19 protein-coding genes and 1 riboswitch are annotated in these 22,807 nt (G+C 60.2%); of the genes, 13 read left to right on the forward strand and 6 right to left on the reverse strand.

Features of this window, described 5'->3' with window-relative positions:
* From ACPYOJ_RS27960 to ACPYOJ_RS27990, 7 genes are all read left to right on the forward strand, one after another.
* A partial coding sequence (locus ACPYOJ_RS27960; RefSeq protein ID WP_481419149.1) for a sensor histidine kinase occupies window positions 1-940 on the forward strand: 940 nt, incomplete at its 5' end.
* Between the two features lie 24 nt (window positions 941-964).
* Window positions 965-1,513 carry a DUF924 family protein gene (locus tag ACPYOJ_RS27965; protein ID WP_481419164.1) on the forward strand — a complete coding sequence of 183 codons (549 nt, stop codon included), beginning with the start codon at window positions 965-967 and terminating at the stop codon, window positions 1,511-1,513.
* Window positions 1,514-1,601: 88 nt separating this feature from the next.
* Window positions 1,602-4,160, forward strand: coding sequence for a mechanosensitive ion channel domain-containing protein (locus ACPYOJ_RS27970; protein ID WP_481419150.1), 2,559 nt, complete (start codon window positions 1,602-1,604; stop codon window positions 4,158-4,160).
* Window positions 4,161-4,281: 121 nt separating this feature from the next.
* Entirely contained in the window at window positions 4,282-4,545 is a 264-nt protein-coding gene (locus ACPYOJ_RS27975; RefSeq protein ID WP_481419151.1) for a hypothetical protein, read from the forward strand.
* A 194-nt stretch (window positions 4,546-4,739) separates the two neighbouring features.
* Entirely contained in the window at window positions 4,740-7,253 is a 2,514-nt protein-coding gene (locus tag ACPYOJ_RS27980; protein WP_481419152.1) for a GcvT family protein, read from the forward strand.
* Window positions 7,254-7,399: 146 nt separating this feature from the next.
* Window positions 7,400-8,230, forward strand: coding sequence for a response regulator (locus tag ACPYOJ_RS27985; RefSeq protein WP_481419153.1), 831 nt, complete (start codon window positions 7,400-7,402; stop codon window positions 8,228-8,230).
* A 201-nt stretch (window positions 8,231-8,431) separates the two neighbouring features.
* Window positions 8,432-9,763 carry a diguanylate cyclase gene (locus tag ACPYOJ_RS27990; protein WP_481419154.1) on the forward strand — a complete coding sequence of 444 codons (1,332 nt, stop codon included), beginning with the start codon at window positions 8,432-8,434 and terminating at the stop codon, window positions 9,761-9,763.
* Window positions 9,764-9,779: 16 nt separating this feature from the next.
* Here ACPYOJ_RS27990 and ACPYOJ_RS27995 read toward each other — a convergent pair whose 3' ends face one another.
* The 3 genes from ACPYOJ_RS27995 to ACPYOJ_RS28005 form a co-directional block, all read right to left on the reverse strand.
* Window positions 9,780-10,799 (reverse strand): GlxA family transcriptional regulator, encoded by a 1,020-nt coding sequence (locus tag ACPYOJ_RS27995; RefSeq protein WP_481419155.1) that lies wholly within the window; start codon window positions 10,797-10,799, stop codon window positions 9,780-9,782.
* A 284-nt stretch (window positions 10,800-11,083) separates the two neighbouring features.
* Entirely contained in the window at window positions 11,084-11,281 is a 198-nt protein-coding gene (locus ACPYOJ_RS28000) for a hypothetical protein (protein WP_481419156.1), read from the reverse strand.
* Window positions 11,282-11,341: 60 nt separating this feature from the next.
* The gene (locus ACPYOJ_RS28005) at window positions 11,342-11,563 is read right to left on the reverse strand and encodes a hypothetical protein (RefSeq protein WP_481419157.1); all 222 of its coding nucleotides are present in this window, start codon (window positions 11,561-11,563) and stop codon (window positions 11,342-11,344) included.
* Window positions 11,564-11,629: 66 nt separating this feature from the next.
* On the opposite strand from ACPYOJ_RS28005, the gene ACPYOJ_RS28010 reads away from it, so the two are divergent.
* Complete coding sequence (locus ACPYOJ_RS28010) at window positions 11,630-12,571, forward strand: LysR family transcriptional regulator (RefSeq protein WP_205927203.1); 942 nt, start codon at window positions 11,630-11,632, stop codon at window positions 12,569-12,571.
* A gap of 99 nt (window positions 12,572-12,670) precedes the next feature.
* Window positions 12,671-12,826 carry an entericidin domain-containing protein gene (locus tag ACPYOJ_RS28015; RefSeq protein ID WP_168830937.1) on the forward strand — a complete coding sequence of 52 codons (156 nt, stop codon included), beginning with the start codon at window positions 12,671-12,673 and terminating at the stop codon, window positions 12,824-12,826.
* 6 nt (window positions 12,827-12,832) lie between these two features.
* Here ACPYOJ_RS28015 and ACPYOJ_RS28020 read toward each other — a convergent pair whose 3' ends face one another.
* Both ACPYOJ_RS28020 and ACPYOJ_RS28025 read right to left on the reverse strand, forming a co-directional pair.
* Window positions 12,833-13,183: a hypothetical protein gene (locus ACPYOJ_RS28020; protein ID WP_481419158.1), complete on the reverse strand. Its 351-nt coding sequence runs from the start codon at window positions 13,181-13,183 to the stop codon at window positions 12,833-12,835.
* A gap of 105 nt (window positions 13,184-13,288) precedes the next feature.
* Complete coding sequence (locus ACPYOJ_RS28025; protein ID WP_481419165.1) at window positions 13,289-14,275, reverse strand: glycine betaine ABC transporter substrate-binding protein; 987 nt, start codon at window positions 14,273-14,275, stop codon at window positions 13,289-13,291.
* Between the two features lie 539 nt (window positions 14,276-14,814).
* Here ACPYOJ_RS28025 and ACPYOJ_RS28030 point away from each other — a divergent pair.
* Window positions 14,815-16,269, forward strand: coding sequence for a cobyric acid synthase (locus ACPYOJ_RS28030; RefSeq protein WP_481419159.1), 1,455 nt, complete (start codon window positions 14,815-14,817; stop codon window positions 16,267-16,269).
* 8 nt (window positions 16,270-16,277) lie between these two features.
* Here ACPYOJ_RS28030 and ACPYOJ_RS28035 read toward each other — a convergent pair whose 3' ends face one another.
* Window positions 16,278-18,068 carry a chloride channel protein gene (locus ACPYOJ_RS28035; RefSeq protein ID WP_481419160.1) on the reverse strand — a complete coding sequence of 597 codons (1,791 nt, stop codon included), beginning with the start codon at window positions 18,066-18,068 and terminating at the stop codon, window positions 16,278-16,280.
* Between the two features lie 206 nt (window positions 18,069-18,274).
* Window positions 18,275-18,667, forward strand: a riboswitch (cobalamin riboswitch).
* A gap of 132 nt (window positions 18,668-18,799) precedes the next feature.
* Between ACPYOJ_RS28035 and cobU the strand changes: the two genes are divergently transcribed.
* The 3 genes from cobU to cobN all read left to right on the forward strand — a co-directional run.
* A complete protein-coding gene (cobU, locus tag ACPYOJ_RS28040) occupies window positions 18,800-19,324 on the forward strand; it encodes a bifunctional adenosylcobinamide kinase/adenosylcobinamide-phosphate guanylyltransferase (RefSeq protein ID WP_481419161.1) in 525 nt (174 codons plus the stop codon).
* Between the two features lie 5 nt (window positions 19,325-19,329).
* The gene (cobW, locus tag ACPYOJ_RS28045; RefSeq protein WP_481419162.1) at window positions 19,330-20,379 is read left to right on the forward strand and encodes a cobalamin biosynthesis protein CobW; all 1,050 of its coding nucleotides are present in this window, start codon (window positions 19,330-19,332) and stop codon (window positions 20,377-20,379) included.
* Window positions 20,380-20,388: 9 nt separating this feature from the next.
* The coding region (gene cobN / locus ACPYOJ_RS28050) for a cobaltochelatase subunit CobN (protein ID WP_481419163.1) at window positions 20,389-22,807 on the forward strand (2,419 nt) is incomplete at its 3' end.

Here is a 22,807-nt window from a genome sequence, read left to right on the forward strand (position 1 = left end):
ATGGGTGCAGGATGGTGCCGCCGCGCTGCGACGCATCGCTGACGGCGGTATCGACGCGGTGGTGCTCGATCATACGCTGGAAACAGAACTTGGCCTTGATTTCCTGCCGCAATTAATGGCGCTGCCTGATCGTCCCCCTGTCGTCTATGCGACAGGCGCCAACGACACCGGCATTGCCGTGGCAGCGTTAAAGGCGGGTGCGGATGACTATGTGCTCAAGGGCAGTTCCCCCGACTACTTCGATCTGGTCGCGGCGACGCTGGAACAAAGCCTGGAGCGGGCGCGCTTCCGGCGGGAGACAGCCGAGGCGCAAGAGCTGATCCGCCAGCAGCGGGACCGCGCCGAGCTGCTGCTTGCGGAAGTCAATCATCGCGTCGCGAACAGTCTCGGCCTCGTCGGCGCACTGATCCGCATGCAGTCGTCGATCTTGACGGACCAGGTGGCGATCGACGCGCTGCATGAAACGCAGTCGCGCATCAATGCTATCGCGAGTGTTCACCGGCGTCTTTACGACAGTCGCCAGATCGGCAAGGTCCAGGTTGATGAATACCTCCAGAATCTGCTGAGCGAGCTGGAGGCTTCCATCCGCGACGACAAGCGGCCTCACCGCGTCGTGCTGACGGCAGGCCCGATCAATCTGCCGACGGACAAGGTCGTCACGCTTGGCCTTATTGTCGGCGAACTCGTTACCAATGCTTTCAAATATGCCTATCGTGAAGGCGTGCACGGCGAGATTCGGGTTATCGTCGAACAAATCGATGAGGAGTTGCATCTCGTTGTCGAAGACGATGGCGGCGGCTTCGATCACTCGAGCCCTGCGAGAGGGAGCGGCCTCGGCACGAAGATTCTGGCTGCCATGGCCGCAAGCCTGAAGTCGGAACTCACTTATGATCCGGCGTGTCGCGGCACGCGCGCCATTTTGATTTTTCCCGTCAGTTGACCGGCGCTAGGGGGCAAAGTGACGATCAAGATATGTGCACCGGAGGAGGTCTATTCCTTTTGGTTCGAAAGATGCAGCCGCGAAAAGTGGTTTCAGTCGACGCTGTCGCTGGATGAGGAAATTCGAGACCGCTTCCGGGATACGCACCTGGCGTTGGCGGGAGGCGTTATCGGGTCCTGGCATGCCAGCCCAAAGAACCGGCTTGCGGCGGTCATCGTCCTCGATCAGTTCCCTCGGAATATCTACCGGAACACACCGCTTGCCTTTGCGACGGATGGATTGGCGCTTTGCGAGGCGAAACTGGCCATCGATGCCGGCGCCGACCGGCTCGTCGATAGAGAATGCAGGGCGTTTTTCTATATGCCTTTCGAGCACGCCGAAGACATAGCGGCGCAGGAGCAGTCGGTGACCCTGTTTCAGGCCCTAGGCGACGCCGATTATCTCGACTATGCGATTCGCCATCGCGACGTGATTGCTTCTTTCGGCCGGTTTCCCCATCGCAATGCCATCATCGGAAGAGCCTCGACCGCGGCAGAATTGGAGTATCTTGCGAAGCCTGGCGCCGGCTTCTGAGAGGCGGAAAAAGAACATCCGCCTTTCTGTCGCCTTTCTTTGCTATAAAACACGGCCTCATCACGAAGAGAATCCTAGCGGGGACATTTTGCGGCCGAAACTCATTCTGCTCCTGTCATTTCTTTACCTGATTTTTGCGCTGTCTGCTGGTGGTCTGCCTGGCGGCTCCGCCGCTGCGCAGGAACAGCCGCAAGTTCAGGAGCAGCCGCAAGCGCAGGCTCAGGCACAGCAGGCGCCAGCCCCGGTTGTCGATTCACCGCTCGATCAAGCCGTCAAGGATATTGAAAAGGCCAAGTCGAAGCTCGCCTCCCTGCAGGAGAGCGTGAAGCAGAACGCCACCGACGACGATGCGCTCGTCGGGCTGTCCGCGCAAGTGGACGAATTGGGGCGCAATATTCTCGCGAGCTCGGTCACTCTCCGGCCGCGCCTCGAGCAGATCACGAATCGTCTTGCCGAGATCGGCGATCCGCCGAAGGACGGGCAGCCGCCGGAAGCGAAGATCGTGACCGACGAGCGGAACGCCCTGATGGCCGAACGTTCGCAGATCAACGCCGTGACCGGCGACGCTGAAAACCTCTCGCTTGGCGTCAACAAGCTGATGAACGAAGTGGCTGAAACCCGCCGCCGTCTCTTTGCCGCGACATTGCTGAGACGCACCGAGGTTTCGGCTTCTGTTTATGGCGATGCCGGCACGGCGTTTGTCAAGGAGGTCAGCGAATTCCAGCAGGCGCTTTCGAGCTGGCTTAGTTTCGCCTGGAAGTTCAAACGCTTCGCGCTGTTTGCGGCAATCTTTATGTCGCTCGGAACGGGCCTGATCATGCTTTCAGGCGGTTACCGCATGTTCGGCCGCTATTTGACGCGGGATGAGGGTGTCGAGAATCCCTCCTATATCAGTCGGCTCTCCGTTGCCTTCTGGTCAACGCTGATCCGGACATTCGCGCTTGCCGCGGTGCTGGTCACATCCTATTTTTTCCTCAACGGTTTCAATGTGTTGAGGCCGGACATCGCGCCGGTTGTCGCGGCTCTTTTCGCGGCGATCGGACTTATCTATTTCGTTGCCCGATTTAGCAATGCAATCTTTGCGCCACGCGAACCACACTGGCGGCTGGTGCGGCTATCGAACCGCGGTGCGCAATCGATCGGCGCATGCCTGCTGGCAATGGCGATCGTCAACGCCCTCGACTATTTCTTCAGCTCCATCAGCGAGGCCATGGGCTCACCGCTGATTCTGACTGTCGTCAGGAGCCTGATCGCCGCCTTGATCATTGGTCTGATCCTGATTGCGGCCTCCTTCGGCCGGCCCATGCTGGCGCGCAGCGGCGACCCCGATGCGCCCGGCCGGCACTGGCCGCGTGGGATGGCGATCATCCTCCGCCTTCTCGGCTTCGGTCTTATCGTGACGGCATTGACAGGCTATGTCGGCCTTGCGCGCTTTGTGGCGACGCAGCTCATCATCACCGGCGCCATCGTGGTGACCACGTATATCGGCCTGCTCTTGGGCAAGGCGATTTCCAGGCAGGAGAGTTTCGGCGACACCTTCGTCGGCCGCTTTCTGAGAACCCGCTTCAACATGGGGCCGGTTGCGATCGACCAGGTCGGCCTCGCAGTTGGCTTCGCAATCTATGGCGTCGCACTCCTGACCGGCATTCCGCTGACCCTGCTGCTCTGGGGTTTCCATATCCAGGATCTTGAGCTGATCGCCTACCGGCTTCTCACCGAGGTCCGCCTTGGCGGCATCAGCATTTCCCTGCTGGGCATCTTTACCGGCATCCTGCTCTTTGCCGGCGGCTATCTCGTGACCCGCTGGATTCAGCGCTGGCTCGACAGCAACGTCATGGCGCGAAGCCATGTCGATATCGGCGTGCGCAACTCCGTAAAGACCGGCATCGGTTATCTCGGCATCGCTCTCGCGTCGATCATCGGCGTTTCAGCGGCAGGGATCGACCTGTCGAACCTTGCACTTGTCGCTTCCGCCCTCTCGGTCGGTATCGGTTTCGGCTTGCAGAACATCGTCTCGAATTTCGTGTCGGGTCTGATCCTTCTCGTGGAGCGGCCTTTCAAGGTCGGCGACCACGTCGTGTCGGGAGCGGCGGAAGGCATCGTGACGCGGATTTCCGTACGTGCCACGGAGATCGAGACTTTCCGGAAGCAGTCGATCATCGTGCCAAATTCCGAACTCATCAACGCTGCGGTCGGAAACTGGACGCATCGCAACAAGATCGGACGTTCGGAGATCCCGGTTTTCGTCAGCTATGATGCCGATCCGCAGAAGGTCATGGATATTCTGCTCGAACTGGTCAATGAGGCTCCTTTCGTGCTGCGTAATCCGGAGCCGCATGTCGAGTTCCTGCGTTTCGGCACCTACTCGTTGGATTTCGAACTGCGCTTTATGCTGGCGGATATGGGTGAGGGCCTGAAGGTGAGAAACAACCTGCGCATCGCCATCCTCAAACGCTTCAAGGAAGAAGGGATCGAGATCCCGTTGCCGCAGAGCGATGTCGTTTTTCACCGTGACAACGCGCCGGTTTCGGCAAAGGAGCCCTCCTTAATGATCGCGGACGACGGGCAGGAGGACGAAGGCGAAAGGGACGACGGAGCGGTGCGCCAGTTGCGGGGCAAGACCGCCGATCGCTCTCTCAAAAGCTAGTCGCTTTATTCAGGGATCATTCAGAGGCTTGTGCTTATAAAGCCTGGGTAATCGGGATTTCGCTGCTGGGGGCAGCAGCGCCGAGATACACCAGGGGAGGGCGCTCGCTGCGCCGCATTGAATGGCAAGGTTTGCCGTTGCACTGCTTCTTTCACTTCTCGCCGCCGGAGGCGCTCATTCGGCGACAATCACCAACACCAATCCGGCACCGGTCGTCCTTGTCATCACCGAAGGCGGCAACCGCGTGGAGGTGGTGGTCGATGCCGGTGCTTCCGAAATGCTTTGCAGCACAGGCTGCTTCATGATGACGCCAGACGGTGACCGCATCGGTCTTACTGGCGGCGAGACGGTTGATATCGTCAAAGGCACTGCCGTCATAAAATAGGCGCTCGCCGAACCCGCGCGTCCCGAAATTTCGCCGAAATCATATTTGGCGCTTGTCTATTCGCATGTCGTCGCGGCAAGCTTTTCGCATGTCGTAAACAGGCGTTTGGGGAACCGTGCCTCACTGCATAGTCCCGAATAGTGATTTTCGTCCGGCCCTTCCGGATGCTCAGTTGAACAGAGGGTAATTTCTCCATGAAGACACATGCGCGGGCAGTGGTCATCGGCGGCGGCGTCGTCGGCGTTTCGACGCTCTATCACCTTGCAAGGAAGGGCTGGGACGATGCCGTCCTGATTGAGCGCAAGGAGCTGACCTCCGGCTCGACCTGGCATGCCGCGGGACTTCTGCCGCTCTTCAACATGAGCTATTCGGTCGGCCAGATCCACAAATACTCGGTTCGCTTCTACCAGGAACTGCAGGAAGAGACCGGCATGAATGTCGGTTTCAGCCAAGTCTCCAACATCCGTCTGGCTCGCACCAAAGACCGCTGGGACGAGTACATGTACTATGCCGGCATCGCCGAGACGATCGGCGTCAACGTCAAGATCCTGACGCCCGAAGAGGTCAAGGAGGTCTGGCCGCTCTGCGAGACCGACGGCCTGCTCGGCGCGATCCAGCATCCCGACGATGGCTACATCCAGCCGGCCGACCTGACGCAGGCGCTCGCCAAGGGCGCCCGCGACCGTGGCGCCACCATCTACCGCAACACGACGGTCACGGCCATCGAGCAGCAGCCGGATGGGATCTGGAAGGTGACGACGGACAAGGGCGAGATCACCGCCGAGCACATCATCAGCTGTACGGGCAACTTTGCCCGCAAGACGGGCGAGATGGTCGGCATCAACATCCCGGTCATTCCGGTCGAGCATCAGTACATCGTTACCGAACCGCATCCTGAGATCCTCGCGCGTAAGGCCAAGGGCCTGCCGGAGATGGGCGTGCTGCGCGAATCTGACAGCGCCTGGTACATGCGCGAGGAAAACGGCGGCCTCATCCTCGGCCCTTATGAACACGGCGCGCCGGTGTGCTATGTCAATGGCCCGTCGGACGAGAGCGAATACGAGCTTTTCCAGGAAGATCTCGATCGCCTGATGCCGCACATCGAGGCCGCCATCGCCCGCGTTCCGGCCTTCGGCGAAGTCGGCATCAAGAAGGTTTATAACGGCGCGATCGCCTATACTCCGGACGGCAACCCGATCGTCGGTCCGGCGCCGGGCCTCAAGAACTTCTGGCTCAACGAAGGGCACTCCTTCGGCATCACCGCCGCCGGTGGTGCGGGCTGGCAGCTTGCCGAATGGATCGTCGATGGCGAACCGACCGTCGACATGATGGGCGTCGATCCGCGCCGATTCGGTCCTTATGCGACTGAAGGCTACCTGATCGCCAAGAACGAGGAAGCTTACGCCAACGTCTTCACCATGCACTATCCGGACGAAGAGCGGGCCGCCGCCCGTCCGCTGAAGACGACGCCAGTCTATGACCGCCTGAAAGAGATGGGCGCCGTATTCGGCTCCGTCTATGGCTGGGAACGCGCGAACTGGTTTGCGCCCGAAGGCTACGACCTTCCGAAGGACCAGATCGGCGTCGGCGCCGATGTTCTCACCAACCATAACCACTCCACGCCAACCGAAGATGGCCGCATCCTCGAAAAATGGTCGTTCCGCCGCTCGAACTATTTCGAGCATGTCGGCAACGAGGTCATGAACGTTCACAGAAATGTCGGCGTTCTTGACATGTCGGCCTTCGCGAAGATGGAAGTCTCCGGTCCCAGCGCGCGCGCCTGGCTGGAATCGATTTTCGCCAACGCCATTCCGAAGAAGCGCGGCCGTATCGCACTCTGCCATATGCTGACGGTGCGGGGCGGTGTGCGGGCTGAATTCACGGTCTATGAGTGGGCGCCGGGCCGCTTTTATCTCGTGTCCGCAGGTGCCTACGAAGCGCATGACCACGACTATCTGCGCAAGCTCGCACCGGCCGATGGTTCGGTTCGCCTGCAGCCGATCACCCAGCGTCTCGGCGTGCTCGTGCTCGCCGGTCCGAAGTCCCGCGACGTTCTCAAGAAGCTCACGCGCGCAAGCCTGGAGAACAAGGATTTCCCCTGGCTCACAGGCAAGGAGATCTCCGTCGGCGCCGCAACGGCGCATGCGCTCCGCGTCAACTTCGTCGGCGAACTCGGCTGGGAACTCCACCACCCGATCGAAATGCAGAACTACATTTTCGACAAGCTGATGGAAGCCGGTGCCGAGTACGGCATCAAGCCCTTCGGTATTCGCGCCATGCTCTCGATGTCGGTCGAGAAGTCCTATCGCCTGATCCCGCGCGAAATGTCGATCGAGTACAATGCCTATGAATCGGCGCTCGACCGCTTCATCAAGCCGGAGAAGGAATTCCTCGGCCGCGAGGCTTTGCTTGCCTACAAGGAAAAGGGCCTCAAGTGGAACTTTGCGACGCTGGTTGTCGAGGCTGGCAACGACGTCGACGCCCGTGGCTCCGAAGCCATCTACAATGAGGCCGGCGAGCTTGTCGGCCGCGCGACGAACGGCACTTTCGGCTTCCGCATCAACCGCTCGCTGGCGCTTGCCATGCTGCGGCCGGACTATGCCAAGGACGGCACCAGGCTGAAGATCAAGATCCTCGGCACGATGTATAATGCCACGGTCGTTGGAGAAAGCCCGTTCGACGCGGAGAATGCAGCGCTTCGCGCATAATCTCTTAAGCATAAGTCGAGAAATCGAAGGCGGTCCCGATGGGCCGCCTTTTTCTTGTGGCCAACAATACGGCAGTTAACAATTGTTCAAACGAGTTGAGGTATCGATTTTCAGGGGAATAGAAGTTTTCAATCAAAAGGTTTCTTATGTCTTTTTTAGGCATTTCGGGAATGCAGTATTCCGGCGAGATGTTTGCCGGGGCGCGTATTCTTCTGGCCGAGGATTCCAATGTCTTTACGTCGATGATCAGCAAGCGGCTGAAAGAGCTTTTCGACATCGACGTTGAGATCTGCCGCAGTTTCGAGGATCTGCAACTCGCCTACGACAAGTCTATCGAGCCGATCACGCTGGCGATCTCGAACATCAATCTGCCCGGCGCTGAAAAAGGCGAAGCGCTGGAGTACCTGGTCGATCTCAGTATTCCGACGATCGTCTTCACCGGTACATTCCATGAGGGCCTGCGCGACGAGTTGATCGCGAAGGAAATCGTCGACTACATCCTCAAGGACAATGTCTTCGCCGTCGATCTGCTGGCGGAATCGATCTGCCGTTTTCTCACCAACAAGCGCCACCACGTTCTGATCGTCGACGACAGCGCAACGGCTCGGGCGCTCCTTTCCAGCCGCCTGAAGCGCTACAACTTCCGCGTCAGTGTCGCCGAGAGTGGTGCCAAGGCGCTTGATATCCTGAAGACCAATCCGGATATCGGGCTGATGGTCACCGACTACAATATGCCCGACATCGACGGCTTCGAGCTGACGCGGCGCATCCGCGCCACGATCGGCTCGCATCGGCTGCGCATCATCGGCGTTTCTTCCTCGTCCAACCGGCTGCTTTCGGCGCGGTTTCTGAAAGCAGGCGGCAACGATTTCATGCTGCGGCCCTTTATCGACGAGGAGTTCTATTGCCGAGTCAACCAGAACCTCGACACGCTGCTGCAGATCCAGACGATGAGGAAGGAGCGGACGGTTGCGTGACGCGAAAATAGAGCGCGATACGAGTAGGAACTCTGGATGAATCAGAACGCGCCCGTTGTTCACTCACGAATTCTTGCAATTTTAGGTTTCTTTGCTGCCGTTCCGGCGCTTCAATCTTCGTGGCCTCTCGGTTATCGTCCATGCCACTGCAATGAAGGCCGATTCGGGCTTTCACTGCGTTTCGGCACATAGGCGGGCTGTATGGCGTTTCCAGCGGATTTCAATCGGGATGGCTCAGGCCCGCGCTTCGGCAGCCAGACAATACTTCTGGTTGAAGATTCCCGGATGTTTTCCGCTGTGCTCTGTCACCGATTCCAGACGGAACTCGGCCTCCACGTCAAACCATGCTCTTCGTTGAAAGCACTGCAGGACGCCCTGTCGCAGGATGGTCACGGCTATACAATGGCGGTCGTCGACCTGAATTTGCCGGATTCTCCCTATGGCGAGGCGCTCGACTGCACGGTCGAGCATAATATTCCCGCGATCGTTTTCACCGCAACCTTCGATGTTGCCATCCGCAACCGGGTGATGCAGCGGAACGTCATCGATTACGTCCTCAAGGACAATGAATTTGCCCTCGACAATCTGGTCGCGGCCGTCCGCCGTGCGATGCTGAACCGGAAGACGCGCGTTCTCGTTGTCGATGACGTCACCTCTGCGCGCCAGGTTCTCGTCGATCTTCTGAAGGCGCAGCAATACATAGTCGTCGAGGCGACCTCTGGGCTGGAGGCCTTGGCTGCACTTGAGACTTACGGCGACATCGAGATCGTGGTGACGGATCACCATATGCCGGATATGACGGGCTACGAGCTGACACGCCGCATCCGCCATCGCTTCGGTTCCGAGAATATGCGGGTCGTGGGTATCTCGTCCTCCACCGACCGGATGCTGTCTGCGAGCTTTCTGAAGGCCGGGGCAAGCGATTTCGTCTACAGGCCGTTCGTGGCCGAGGAGCTTCAATGGCGCATTGCCAACAACGTCGAAACGCTGGCGCAGATGAAGCAGCTGCGGGCGGCGGCGGCATGCGATTATCTCACCGGTCTTTATAATCGCCGCTATTTCTTCGACCACGGCCCGAAGATTGTGAACGAGTGCCTGAGACAGAAGTCCCCTAGTTCCGTTGCCATCCTCGACATCGATCATTTCAAGCGGCTGAACGACACATATGGGCACGAGATCGGCGACAAGGTGCTGAAGGCGGTCGCCAATCGCCTCGCGGCGATGTTCGAAGGCAGCGACAACCTGCTCTCGCGCCTCGGCGGCGAGGAGTTCTCGATCCTTTTTCCGCTGATGGATTCCACCTCCGCAACGAAGCTTTGCGATGAGATCCGCTCGGATATTTCGCGGCTGAAGGTAACGGCCGACGATGAGGAGCTATCGGTTACCGTGTCGATCGGCGTCGCTGAAGTATCCGGCTACGAAACCTTCGACAACTATCTGAACGCCGCCGACCAGTTTCTCTATATGGCCAAGCACAAGGGCCGCAATCAGGTGTTTTCAGATGCCAAGATGACGGAAGAAGCGGCGCAATAGCGCGCCGCCGTCTTCGTCACGCTGCGATCGCCTCACGGGCCGTTGCCATCGTAAGCTTGCGCTCGGCGCGCTCCTGTTGCGGTGAGCGATGGTAGAGTTCGCGGTAACACTTCGAGAAATGCGATGCGGAGACGAAGCCGCAGGCGACGGCAACTTCGACAACCGGCATCGAAGACTGCACCAGCAGGTGACGGGCGCGATCGAGGCGGATCTCCAGATAGTAGCGGGCGGGAGAGCGGCCCATTTCCTGGCGGAAGAGGCGCTCGATCTGACGGCGGGACAGCCCGGCGCCGTCGGCGATCTCGAGCAGCGACAGGGGCTCTGCAAGATTGCCTTCCATCAATTCGATGATCGAAAGAACCTTGGAATTCTGGACGCCAAGGCGCGCGCGAAGCGGCAGGCGCTGGCGGTCGTGCGGGCTGCGGACCCGGTCGGTCAGGTGCTGTTCGCAGACGCGGTTGACGAGGCTTTCGCCGAAATCCTGGCCGATCAGGTTCAGCATCATGTCGAGCGAGGCCGTGCCGCCGGCGCAGGTGTAAAGATTGCTGTCCACCTCATAGAGATCGGCATAGACCTCCGCCTGCGGAAAGGCTTCGGAGAAGCCCGGCAGGTTCTCCCAGTGAATCGCGCAGCGCTTGCCGTTCAGGAGTCCGGCCTGAGCTAGCACATGCGCGCCCGTACAGAGACTGCCGACCGCGACACCGCGATTGTAGGATTCGCGTAGCCACGCATTGACGGACTTGTTGTTGAACTCCTCTACGTCGATGCCCGAACAGACGAGCACCATGTTTGGCCGGTTCTCACCACCGAGATGACGCCGTTCTTCGGCAAGGGAGGTGTTTGCCTCGACCCCGATGCCGCATGAGGAATAGACCTTGTTCCCATCGACCGAAGTGAGCCGCCACGTGTAAGCTTGGTAGCCCAGCATCCGGTTGGCGATGCGCAAGGTGTCGATCGCCGCCGAAAAGGGCAGCATGGTGAACTGGGGAACCATGAAGAAGACGAGAGAGCGTTTCTTAGTCAGCATCTTGTTCATGAGCAAAATCCATACTGGAGGGCGACTGTCTATTCGTTGCGCGAAATGCGTCGCCCCGATGTCTCAAAAACGACATTCGCATGGATAAATGCGGCCACGAAGAGCTAATTTGCGACGTGCGCAATTCAAGCCGCGCTCAAGAGGCCAATGCCGAGGGCGACGAGGTGGCTCCAAAAATATAGGCTTCTGAAAATTAAGACCAAATCCAAGGTGCTCTGAAACGATGAAGGCGGCGCTGCCGCAGGGCAGAGCGCCGCCTCAAACGGGGAAGTATGTCGCATTCATTACATTACCTTGCGCTGTTCATCGGCTTCGTCTGCAGATGGCCAGCCGATATCCTTGCGGATGTCGAAGGGCATGGATTCGATTTCCCGTGCCGTCTGCCATTGGTGCCAGGAATGCACCAGTCTGCGGACAAGGCCTGCGACATCGAAGTGCGTGTCGCTGAAGCTGTGGCCGTCCCGATAGTGGATCGTGGTCATTGTCGTTTCCTTTCTCAAGCGGCTTAGCGCTCGGTGTCTAATGTGGTCCCTGATGATCCATCATTCAAACGAATAGATTTTATTGATACCATCAAGTTTGTTGAAGGATCTGGAGATCAGGTCGCGTTCGGTCGCCGCAGCTGCATAGGGGTCCACATCAGCCACCAGATGCTCGGGCAATCCCGCCATCTGGCGCATGGTATTTTGCCAAGCGGCGCGCTGGATCTGCTTCGTCCTGAACGCGAGGAAGATGTCCAGAATTTCATGTGCGGTCCCGGTCATCGTGGCCTCCTTTTTCTATCAGCCATGATGCTAATATAAGTACGCGTTGACTTTCAGACAAACGAAATGATATTGTGTTTAAAATCAGAAAAATTGAAAGATGGGACGATGAGCATTCCCTTTCGCAGGCCGATACCGCTGCTCGACAATGACGTCCTCAGAACCTTTGTCGCCATTGCGGAAACAGGCAATTTTTCGACCGCTGCCGAAGCCGTGTTCCGCACGCCCTCGGCAGTTTCCATGCAGATCAAGAAGCTCGAGGAGCAGCTCGGCGCCACGCTTTTCATGCGTGATGCGCGTTCGGTGACTTTGACCCAGCACGGCGAGCTGCTGCTGACCTACGCCCGCAACATCCTGGCGCTCTCCAACGAAGCTGTTTCCCGCTTCATCATGCCGGAACTCAGCGGCGTCGTACGGCTCGGGGCGCCGGAGGATATCGGCGAGCGGCTGCTGCCGAACATTCTGAAGAGCTTTGCCGAAACCTATCCCGGCATCATGGTCGATGTCACAGTTGATATGAGTCTCGGTCTCAAGAAGCGTATGGAGGAGCAAAGGCTGGATCTGGCGCTCATCAATTGCGCCACACGGCCGTTCCCGACCGGCGGCGAGATCGTATTCCGCGAGCGCCTCGTCTGGGCGGGTGCCAAGTGCGGCACGGCGCACCGGCGCGACCCTCTGCCGATCTCGATCTGGGAGGATGGCTGCATCTGGCGGCAGGAGGCGTTGGCGCAGCTGGAACGCAACAAGCGGCCATACCGCGTCGCCTACCTGAGCGGGCACACGATGGCGCAGCGCGCCGCCGTGCTCTCCGATCTTGCGATCGCACCGCTGCCGCGATCCTATGTCAGCGGCGATATGGTCATTCTTGGTGCGCAGGAGGGGCTGCCCGAACTCGGGTCATTCGATATCCGGCTGCTCACCGCCTCGCAGCTTTCGGGTCCTATGGCAGCCGTAGCCGAGAGCATCCGCTTCGCTTTTGCGGAAAAGGCAAAGGCTGTCGCCGCTTGAACCGAACGCCGATGAACCTTATGCATCTCGTCGCGTTTATGCTCTAAGCGGCTAACCGATTCGAGCACGCGATTTCTGGTTTCTAGAGAGGTTCTCAAGATGACGATGACAGTCAAGATCGGCGCTGCGCTCATGCTGCTTCTGGCGCTTTCCTCCTGCGGCAACACCATCCGCGGCGTGGGCCGCGATACGGCAAACGTCGTCAATGCAACGCAGGATGCCGGAAGGTCGGTGAACCGCGCCGCTAGCCGCTAAGCTTTTTCAGATTGCCGCGGTTGGGTAGGCCCGCTCGAGGCCGCCCGACCGCACCAAGCCGGCTCGGAAGGCAAGATAAGCCGGGTGCTGGCTGGACTTGGCCGCTTCCATCAGACGGATCTGAAGCCGTCCCGGGGCGGCTTCGCCGATCCATAGTCCGGTTTTTTCCAGTTTCAGCGAATTGAGAAACGGCGCAGCAGCCGCCAGATCCAGATAGCGGTGCAAACCCTCGATGAGATTATCATCTTGCGCCACATTCTCCATGAGCAGCGAGAGATACGATTTATCCGCTTCGGCGGCCCCCGCAAATTTGCTGGCGACAATTTCGCGATCAGGGAAGGAAGCGGCTGGCGTCATCGGGTATCCATAACAAGGCGCCGCATGCACGGCAGCTTTAGTGCTGAGTAGTTGCGGTAGCTACGCACCAAAGCATTCGCGAGGCTGGAATCGCGGACATTTCGCTTAAAGAGCCGCTTTCACCTTTTCCGCGACGTCGGCCGGCACCCATGGTACCCAGAGTTCGGAGTAGTTGCGCAGGAAGTAGAGTGCGGCACCCTCATTGCTCTCATGATTTTCATCCTGCCAGGCCAGAACGTCGTTTATGGTGGCGTTGTCCCAGGTGCGGGCGCGCAAATAGCCGAGTGCCGGACCGGCTCGGTCGGCAAAGGCCCTGGTGACGACGGTGACGGCTTCAGAAACGGGGTAAGCGTTGACTTGCGGATGGGCGCATCCCTCGACCGACGTGCAAGCCCGCCATTCCGCGCTGTCGTGGGCAACACTCATGCTGAGTTGCATCATGTCGTATTGTCCGAGGATCGCCGTCGGCGCCCAATAATAGCCCAGCCAGCCGGTCTTGGTCTTGAAGGCGTTGGCAATCGAATCGTCCAGGTCATCCGGATTTTTGCTGTCGATCAGCTCGAAGCCCGCCTTGCCCGCATCGAGAGCCTTGAAAAGGTTGGCCGTCGAAATCCTGCAACTCCAACCTGGAGGGCAGTTGTGAACGGCTCCCTTGGAGCTGGCTCCAGGCGCAGGGAAGAGGTCCGGCCGCTTCAGGGCATCCTGCACCGAACGGATATCGGGATTCGCATCGGCAATGAATTTCGGGATCCACCAGCCTCCGATCCCCCCATTCGACAGGATCTTCGAGGTTTCGATCAGCTGTCCGTTCTTTATCGCTTTATCGAATCCAGTCTTGATGGAACCGATCCAAAGCTCGGGGGCAATGTCGGGTTCACCCTTCTGGTCCATTGAAGCGAAGGTGGGCATCGTACCGCCCGGCACGAGCGTCACATTGCAGCCGTAGCCGTTTTCGAGAATGAATTTGTCGAAATTGGCAGCGATGGCTGCCGACTTCCACTTCATCTCCGCAATCGAGACATTGCCGCAATCCGCCTGTGCGGCGCGAGCGCCATCAAGCAGACATACGGCGAGGAAAAGCAAGGCCCGCATGACTTTCATTCGGCTGTTCCCATTTTCTGCTGGCGTGCAGCTTTTAGGTTGCAATGTTAGCCGCAAAATCTCTCTGTTCGGTGAACGCTGCGCCCGGTCGATTTTGCTTGTTCCAGGCCCCGAACTGGACGCGATACCGAAAATCCAGCGCGGATCAAGACTTTCAGCTAAGTAACTGCTCAGCCTTCACTAAGATGCATCGTCTTCCGTTGCGTAAACCCGGGCCAGTCAGAGTTGTCTGCCAGCTATGGAATAGGCAGCGGAAAAATCAGTAAAATTTCAAAAAAAGCCGAAATTAATCGTTGTTTAAGTCCTCAATAACATTCCGGTAAGAATGTCACTGTATCAGTTGGGCAACGGCGGGGGACAACCGCTGTTTTTCTCCGGATTAGGTAATGCGTCCCGGAGAATCGAGTTTCGCCGCGTATTGGCGAATACGCCAGAGTTTCGGCAAACCGCGCGCGCTGCCAGGCCGCGCGGTTTTCGTGTTTCAGGCAGGTGATTGACCACAGCCAGCGACGCGTTGTAGGCCTCGCCGTATGACCAAGGCCATTATGCTCCAGGGAACCGGCTCGGATGTCGGCAAGACGGTACTTGTTGCCGGGCTTTGCCGGCTAGCCGCCAATCGCGGGCTCAAGGTCAAGCCTTTCAAGCCTCAGAACATGTCGAACAATGCCGCCGTTGCCGATGACGGGGGAGAGATCGGGCGGGCGCAGTGGCTGCAGTCGCTTGCCGCGCGCACGCCGTCGTCGGTGCATATGAATCCGGTGCTCTTGAAGCCGCAGTCGGAAAACGGCAGCCAGATCGTCGTGCAGGGCAAAGTCTGGGGCCAGGCTAGGGGCCGCGATTACCAGAGGCTCAAGCCGCAGCTTCTGGAATATGTTCTGCAGAGCTTCGAGATCGTTTCCGAGGGTGCCGATCTGGTGATCGTCGAGGGCGCTGGCTCGCCGGCGGAAATCAACCTGCGTCCGGGCGATATCGCCAATATGGGGTTTGCGACCCGGGCCAATGTCCCCGTCGTGCTTGTCGGCGATATCGACCGCGGCGGCGTCATTGCCTCGCTTGCCGGCACGCACGCGATCCTTGAGGACGCCGACCGGGCGATGATTTCCGGCTATATCATCAATAAGTTCCGCGGCGATGTTTCCCTTTTCGATGAGGGGATTGCCGCAATCAATCGCTTCACGGGATGGCCATGTTTTGGTGTCGTGCCGTGGCTGAAGGCGGCGGGGCGCTTGCCGGCGGAAGATTCCGTCGTGCTCGAACGCCTTGCCGGGGGTGCGTCCGGCGCCTTGAAGATCGCCGTGCCGGTTCTGCCGCGCATTGCCAACTTCGACGATCTTGATCCGCTTCGCGCGGAGCCCGACGTCGAGCTCGTTTTTGTCAAGCCGGGCGAGCGCCTGCCGGCCGATGCAGCGCTGGTGATCCTGCCCGGCTCGAAATCGACGATCGCCGATCTTGCCGACCTGCGCGTGGCTGGCTGGGATCGCGATCTGGAGGCGCACGTGCGGCGCGGTGGCCGCGTCATCGGCATCTGCGGCGGATATCAGATGCTGGGCCGCATGGTTCATGACCCGCTTGGCATCGAAGGGGCAAGTGCAGAGACCGCGGGCCTCGGATTGCTCGATGTCGAGACGGAAATGGCGCCGGAAAAGACCGTGCGAAACAGCCTGGCGGTTTCGGCTGAATATGAGGTTCCGCTTGCCGGCTACCAAATCCATCTCGGTCTAACGACTGGACCGGATTGCGCAAGGCCGTCGGCTCTCATCGATGGGGTTCCGGACGGCGCCGTTTCTACCGATGGGCGAGTGATGGGAACCTATCTTCACGGGCTTTTCGGCAGCGACGCCTATCGCAGCAAGCTTCTGGAGAGTTTCGGGCTCTCCGGTCAGCGGCAGGGCTATCGGCAAAGCGTCGATCAGGCGCTGGACGAGGTCGCCGCCGACCTTGAGACGCATCTCGACAAGGCCTGGCTGGCCGGGCTTCTCGGTTAGCCCAGGATTTAGATTTCGCCGGAGACATCCCGGCGGCGGCGGTCCAGTTCTTCGCTATAGCGACGCAGGGTATGGCTTTCGCTGAGCTGGCCGACCACCTTGCGCTCGATGAGGTTGTTGACGACGGCGAGCGCTTCGCTCTCGGTCTTGTCGAAGATCGCGGCGGCCTGCTTTGCATTCATCTGCGGCTGCAGGAAGTCGTTCCGGTAGCGGATGAAATCCTGGAGGCCCTTGCCCTCGTCGTCGGTATCGACCAGGCTCGCGTAGATGTCAGGAACAAGCACGATGCCGGCATATTTGTCGGAGTCGTCAATAAGGATGACTCGCTGCGTCGAGCCGATCGGAAAGGCTCGCTTGAACTCCTCCAGCGTCAAGCCGGTCTTCGCCGTTTTCACGTCGGCGCGCATCAGCTTGTCGACGGTCAGGTTGCGGATCCAGCCGACATCGTGAGCGCTGCGGATGCTCTCTCCACGAAGGTGGAAGCGCCATGTGGCGAAGGAGTAGCCGAAAGTGCTTCTGACGACGAGCGAAGAGGTGATGACCGCCGCCAGCACCAGCGCGGTGATGGGAAAGTCGCCGGTGATCTCCAGCGCCAGGAAGGTCGTCGTCAGCGGCCCGCCGATGATGGCGACGGCAAGCGAGCTCATGCCGACCACGGCGTAAACGACCGGCGTCAGTGTCGCGTCCGCGAAGTAGGGTGCGGAATAGGCGAAGAGCTTGCCCAGCAGGGCGCCCATGAAGAGCGAGGCGAAGAACAGGCCGCCCCTGAAGCCCGAGCCGATCGAGATCGCGGAGGCGAAAGATTTCAGCAGGAAGAGACTGACGAGCGCGGGAATCGTCACCTCGCGGGCGAGGTTCAGATGCAGCGCGCCATGACCTGCCGCAAGCACCTGCGGCGAGACCAGCGCCAGCAGGCCGACGACGATGCCGCCGAGCGCTGGTCGGAAGGGCGGAGCGATTGAGCTCTTGCGTGCCAGTTCCTCAACGAAGGAGACGCCCTGCATCACCAGGATGCCGACGCCGGCGCAGAAGGCGCCGAGCAGCACGGCAGGCACGTAATCCGCCGGCGCGACCGTGCCGAAGCTGCCGATGTCGATAACGAAATCGCTGCCGGCGAGGAGCCGTGCGACCAGCGTTGAGACCAGCGCGGCAACGACGACCGGTGTCAGCGACACGATCGAATAGGTGCCGATGATCAGCTCGAAAGCATAGAAGGCGCCGGCTAGGGGAGCGTTGAAGGCGGCAGCGATTGCGCCCGCCGCGCCGCAGCCGACGAGTGTGCGCTGATCCGCACGACGAAGCTGCAGTTTCAGCCCAAATTTCGAGGCGATACCGGCGGCAAGCTGCGTATAGCCGGCCTCGAGCCCCACTGACGCGCCGAAGCCATTGGAGACGAGGTTCTGGATGCTGACGAGGATACTGTCGGTCAGTGACAGGCGGCCGCCATGCAACGCATTGGCCTCGATCGGGTCGACCATCGGCTTCTTGCGCCATCTGGCGAGAATGAAGATGAGGAGACCGAGCAAGACGCCGCCGGCGACGGGAGCTGTAAGCAGCAGGAGCTTATTGTCGATCTGAGAGGCACTGAGCCGGGTCGTGACGTCGATGCCGAAGATCAGCCTGTGCATTTCCTCGGAGACGAGTCTCATGGCGGTGACCGCAAGCCCCGATGCGACACCGACGAGCGCGCCGGCAAAGACCATGCCCATCTCGCTGCGTCGGGCGAGCGCCCGCAATCGGCCGATATCAAAAAAGATGGTGAGAGGGCCGAGGCGGCGGATATGCATTCTGGAGAGCATCATAGGACAACTAGGCGGCAGGAGTGGCGGTCAAGGCCGGCGGGCGGCCTCCGCATGCTTGCCAATTGCGGCAGAATACCGGCGCAGCAGTAAAGTTTTTATGACGTAAGTCTCTGATTAAAAACGACAATGTTGGTAGTGTAAGTCGAGATGAACGCCTTGTCCGCCTCCGGCTGATTGACATGGCAGGGGTGGGCGCCTAACCATGCATTATCATAACGGATGGTTTCGGATCGACATGCGTCGATCCGGATGAAAAGGAAATGTGAAGGGGCGGACCCAAACAGGGCGTTCTCATCACAGCCGACCCCGCGACTGTAGAGCGGTCAGGGTCTTCCGTCCGGTGTTTGGGCCAATTCATGGCTGTTTCGCATGTCGCGGAATGGGTGAGGCGGCAAGGGCGCCGGAAAAGCCACTGGAAATGCATCGTGATCAGCCGGGGCAGGACGCCTCTATTTCTACGAATCGTCCGCCTTTTCACGAAATGCAGCCGGGAAGGCGAGGGAGATCCGCTGGCACGATCAGGGCGACCTCAATGGTCGCTCCGGTCGCGGCCGAGACCCGCGAGCCAGGAGACCTGCCATGCGTGCCGGGCGAGAAGCCCACCCTGGGGTATTGTTCCCCACCGCCAGCACGGAGGTTTGCATGGCTGAAAGAGAAGTTCTGCGTTCGCATGCCGCGAACGTTTTTGCTGTCCGTCGCAGTCCGCTCCAGATCGGACCGTGCTTCCCATGAGTGGATCCATCACCGGCACCGCCTTCGTTCTCGGCGGTGCGCGTTCCGGCAAATCCCGTTTCGCCGAGCAGCTTGTCACCGACAGCCGCTTGGAGCGCCATTACGTCGCGACCGGCCGTGCCTGGGATGACGAGATGCGTGAGCGCATCGATAAGCACAAGGCAGACCGGGGCCCGCTCTGGGCGACGCATGAGGAGCCTCTTGAGCTCGTCGCATGTCTTTCCGCGATCGACGGCGAGGGCCGGGCGATCCTCGTCGACTGCCTGACACTCTGGGTTACCAATCTGATGATGGAAGAGCGCGACATGGCGGCGGAATTTACCGCGCTTGCCGGCTGGCTGCCGAAAGCCAGGGCGCGCCTCGTCCTCGTTTCCAATGAAGTCGGCCTCGGCATCGTGCCGGAAAACCACATGGCGCGGGATTTCCGTGACCACGCCGGAAGGCTGCACCAGATGATCGCGGCGGAAGCCGCGGAAGTGTATTTTATCGCGGCGGGTCTGCCGCTGAAAATGAAGGGTTGAGTCCTATGAACCAGCAGAAAATTCCCGCAACGGTCATCACCGGCTTCCTCGGCGCGGGCAAGACGACGATGATCCGCAATCTTCTTTCCAACACGGGCGGCAAGAAGATCGCACTGATCATCAACGAGTTCGGCGATCTCGGCGTCGATGGCGACGTGCTGAAGGGCTGCGGGGCGGAAAACTGCACGGAAGACGACATCATCGAGCTCACCAACGGCTGCATCTGCTGCACCGTCGCCGACGATTTCATCCCGACCATGACGAAGCTTCTGGAGCGCGAGCAGCGCCCGGACCACATCGTCATCGAGACCTCCGGCCTTGCCTTGCCGCAGCCGCTCGTCGCCGCCTTCAACTGGCCGTATATCCGCAGCGAAGTGACGGTCGATGGCGTCATCACCGTGGTCGACAGCGCAGCTGTGGCGGCGGGCCGTTTCGCCGACGATCACGACGCCGTCGATGCGCTGCGCGCCGAGGATGCGTCGCTCGACCACGAAAGCCCGATCGAAGAACTCTTCGAGGACCAGCTGACCTGCGCGGATCTGATCGTTCTGAACAAGACGGATCTCCTCGATACCGCCGGCCTCGGCCGCGTGCGCCAGGAGGTAACCTCCCGCATTGCCCGCAAGCCTGTCATGATCGAGGCGAGGAACGGCGAGGTTCCGGCAAGCGTGCTGCTCGGCCTCGGCATTGGCACGGAGGCGGATATCGCCAACCGCAAGTCCCATCACGAGCTGGAGCATGAGGATGGCGCGCCGCACGACCACGACGAGTTCGACAGCTTCGTCGTCGAGCTTGGCGCGATCGCCGATCCGGCAGGCTTCGTCGAAAAGCTGAAGGCGGTGATTGCGGAACACGACGTTCTGCGCCTGAAGGGCTTTGCCGACGTGGCTGGAAAGCCGATGCGCCTGCAGATCCAGGCTGTCGGCAGCCGCATCGACCAGTATTTCGACCGTGCATGGGCAAATGGCGAAACGCGCGGCACGCGCCTCGTCGTCATTGGCCTGCACGAGATGGATCAGGCTGTTGTCCGCAAGGCCATTGAGGCGCTCGTTTAAGGCTCGGCCATGCACCTCCTTCTAGCCCAGAAAGGAACGATCAGCGACGGCGACGAGGCGATCGACCTTGGCCAGTCGCCCGGCGATATCCTGTTCCTTTCGGCGGCGGATACCGAACTTGCGGCAATCGCCGCTGCGCACGGCCAGAGCGGAGGGAAACCCTTCACGCTTCGGCTCGCCAGTTTGATGAGCCTCAAGCACCCGATGTCCGTCGATGCCTATATCGAGCGGACCGCGCGGCGTGCGAAGCTGATCATCGTCCGTGCGCTCGGCGGGGCGAGCTACTTCCACTACGCGCTGGAAGCACTGCACGCTGCGGCGGCACGCCACGGCGCGATGATTGCCGTGCTGCCGGGGGATTCCAAGCCGGATGCCGGGCTGACGCCGTTCTCGAATGTGCCGCTCGATGATCTGAATGCACTTTGGGCTTATCTGATCGAAGGCGGCGACGAGAATTCGCGGCGTCTGCTGGACTATGCTGCCGCGATGCTTTCGGGCGGCGCCGAAAAGCCTGCCGCTGCCGCGCCCCTGATGAAGGCGGGCATCTGGTGGCCGGGCAGGGGCGTTGTCAGTGTGGAGGAGTGGCGAGCTCTCTCCGAGTCGCTCTTCTCCCCAGCGGGGAGAAGATGCCCGGCAGGGCAGATGAGGGGGGCGAGCGACGCGAGGAGCGAACAGGGCCAGGAGGGCGAAGTTGGCGATTGCCGCGCTGCCCCCTCATCCGACTCTTCGGGCCACCTTCTCCCCGCTGGGGAGAAGGGAAGTTCCTGCGACCCCCCCACCGTCGCCATCAGCTTCTACCGTGCGCTCGTCCAGAGCGGCGAGACGAAACCCGCCGAAGCGCTGATCGAAGCGCTGGCGGCAGAGAACCTACGCCCTCTGCCCGTCTTTGCCTACAGCCTCAAGGACCCTGTCTCCACTGGCATTCTGGAAACGGTCTTTGCCGAAGCGAAGCCCGATGTCGTCATCAACACCACCGGCTTTGCCGTGTCCGCGCCCGGCGCCGACCGCGCGCCGACCGTGCTGGAATCAAATGGCGCCGTCGTTCTTCAGGCGATTTTCTCAGCCTCATCAAGAGAGGCATGGGCCTCCTCGTCCCAAGGTCTTTCCGCCCGCGACCTCGGCATGAATGTCGCACTTCCCGAGGTCGACGGCCGCGTTCTCTCGCGTGCGGTCTCCTTCAAATCGGCCGCCCGCTATGATGCGGCTGTCGAGGCGAATATCGTTGCCAGCGAGCCTGACGAAGGCCGAATGCGCTACACGGCCAAACTTGCGGCCAACTGGGCGCGCCTGCGAAACCGACAAGCTGCAGATCGGCGGATCGCACTGGTGATGGCGAACTACCCGAACCGCGACGGCCGTCTCGGCAACGGCGTCGGTCTCGATACGCCGGCCGGCACGATCGAGGTGCTGAAGGCGTTGCGGGATACGAGCTACGCGATTGCCGATTTCCCGGCGAATGGCGATGCCCTGATGCGTCATCTCTCCGAAGGCCCGACCAATTCGGGCCGGGACGGCAAGGTGATCCGCGAAACGCTTTCCTTGAGTCGATACAAGGCGTTCTTCGCATCGCTTCCCAAAAAGATTCAAGAAGATATCGAAGCTCGCTGGGGTGGTCCCGAGGCCGATCCCTATTTCGCGGATGGCAGTTTCGCTCTGCCCTTCACTCGCTTCGGAAACATGCTCATCGGCATCCAGCCGGCGCGCGGCTACAACATCGATCCGAAGGAAAGCTATCATTCGCCGGATCTCGTGCCACCGCATGGCTATCTCGCCTTCTATGCCTTCCTGCGGCAGGAATTCGATACCGATGCGGTGATCCATATGGGCAAGCACGGCAATCTGGAATGGTTGCCCGGCAAGGCGCTGGCGCTTTCCGAGGAATGCTACCCCGAAGCGATTCTCGGCCCGCTGCCGCATCTCTACCCCTTCATCGTCAACGATCCGGGCGAGGGCACGCAGGCCAAGCGCCGCTCGAGCGCCGTCATCATCGATCACCTCACGCCGCCGCTGACCCGAGCCGAAAGCTATGGCCCGCTGAAAGACCTGGAGGCGCTGGTCGACGAATATTACGAAGCCTCCGGCAGCGATCCGCGGCGCATAAGATTGCTCAGCAAACAGATCCTCGATCTCGTCGCCGACATCGGCCTGGACAAGGATGCGGGCATCGCAAAAGGCGAAAGCGAAAACGAAGCGCTGAGGAAGCTCGATGCCTATCTCTGCGACCTGAAGGAAATGCAGATCCGCGACGGATTGCACATCTTCGGGATCGCGCCGGAGGGCCGCCTGCTGACCGATCTGACCGTGGCGCTCGCCCGCGTGCCGCGTGGGCTGGGCGAGGGCGGCGATCAGAGTTTGCAGCGGGCGATTGCAAGGGACTTGTTCGGAAACCCCTCCCCAACCCCTCCCCACAAGGGGGAGGGACTTAACC

Source organism: Rhizobium sp. SVR5-9E, from assembly GCF_056755095.1.

Coding starts and splice junctions, on each gene's coding strand:
- ACPYOJ_RS27975 (WP_481419151.1), top strand. CDS start 4,282: ATGGCAAGGTTTGCCGTTGCACTGCTTCTTTCACTTCTCGCCGCCGGA.
- ACPYOJ_RS27980 (WP_481419152.1), top strand. CDS start 4,740: ATGAAGACACATGCGCGGGCAGTGGTCATCGGCGGCGGCGTCGTCGGC.
- ACPYOJ_RS27985 (WP_481419153.1), top strand. CDS start 7,400: ATGTCTTTTTTAGGCATTTCGGGAATGCAGTATTCCGGCGAGATGTTT.
- ACPYOJ_RS27990 (WP_481419154.1), top strand. CDS start 8,432: ATGGCGTTTCCAGCGGATTTCAATCGGGATGGCTCAGGCCCGCGCTTC.
- ACPYOJ_RS27995 (WP_481419155.1), bottom strand. CDS start 10,799: ATGAACAAGATGCTGACTAAGAAACGCTCTCTCGTCTTCTTCATGGTT.
- ACPYOJ_RS28000 (WP_481419156.1), bottom strand. CDS start 11,281: ATGACCACGATCCACTATCGGGACGGCCACAGCTTCAGCGACACGCAC.
- ACPYOJ_RS28005 (WP_481419157.1), bottom strand. CDS start 11,563: ATGACCGGGACCGCACATGAAATTCTGGACATCTTCCTCGCGTTCAGG.
- ACPYOJ_RS28010 (WP_205927203.1), top strand. CDS start 11,630: ATGATATTGTGTTTAAAATCAGAAAAATTGAAAGATGGGACGATGAGC.
- ACPYOJ_RS28015 (WP_168830937.1), top strand. CDS start 12,671: ATGACGATGACAGTCAAGATCGGCGCTGCGCTCATGCTGCTTCTGGCG.
- ACPYOJ_RS28020 (WP_481419158.1), bottom strand. CDS start 13,183: ATGACGCCAGCCGCTTCCTTCCCTGATCGCGAAATTGTCGCCAGCAAA.
- ACPYOJ_RS28025 (WP_481419165.1), bottom strand. CDS start 14,275: ATGCGGGCCTTGCTTTTCCTCGCCGTATGTCTGCTTGATGGCGCTCGC.
- ACPYOJ_RS28030 (WP_481419159.1), top strand. CDS start 14,815: ATGACCAAGGCCATTATGCTCCAGGGAACCGGCTCGGATGTCGGCAAG.
- ACPYOJ_RS28035 (WP_481419160.1), bottom strand. CDS start 18,068: ATGCTCTCCAGAATGCATATCCGCCGCCTCGGCCCTCTCACCATCTTT.
- cobU (WP_481419161.1), top strand. CDS start 18,800: ATGAGTGGATCCATCACCGGCACCGCCTTCGTTCTCGGCGGTGCGCGT.
- cobW (WP_481419162.1), top strand. CDS start 19,330: ATGAACCAGCAGAAAATTCCCGCAACGGTCATCACCGGCTTCCTCGGC.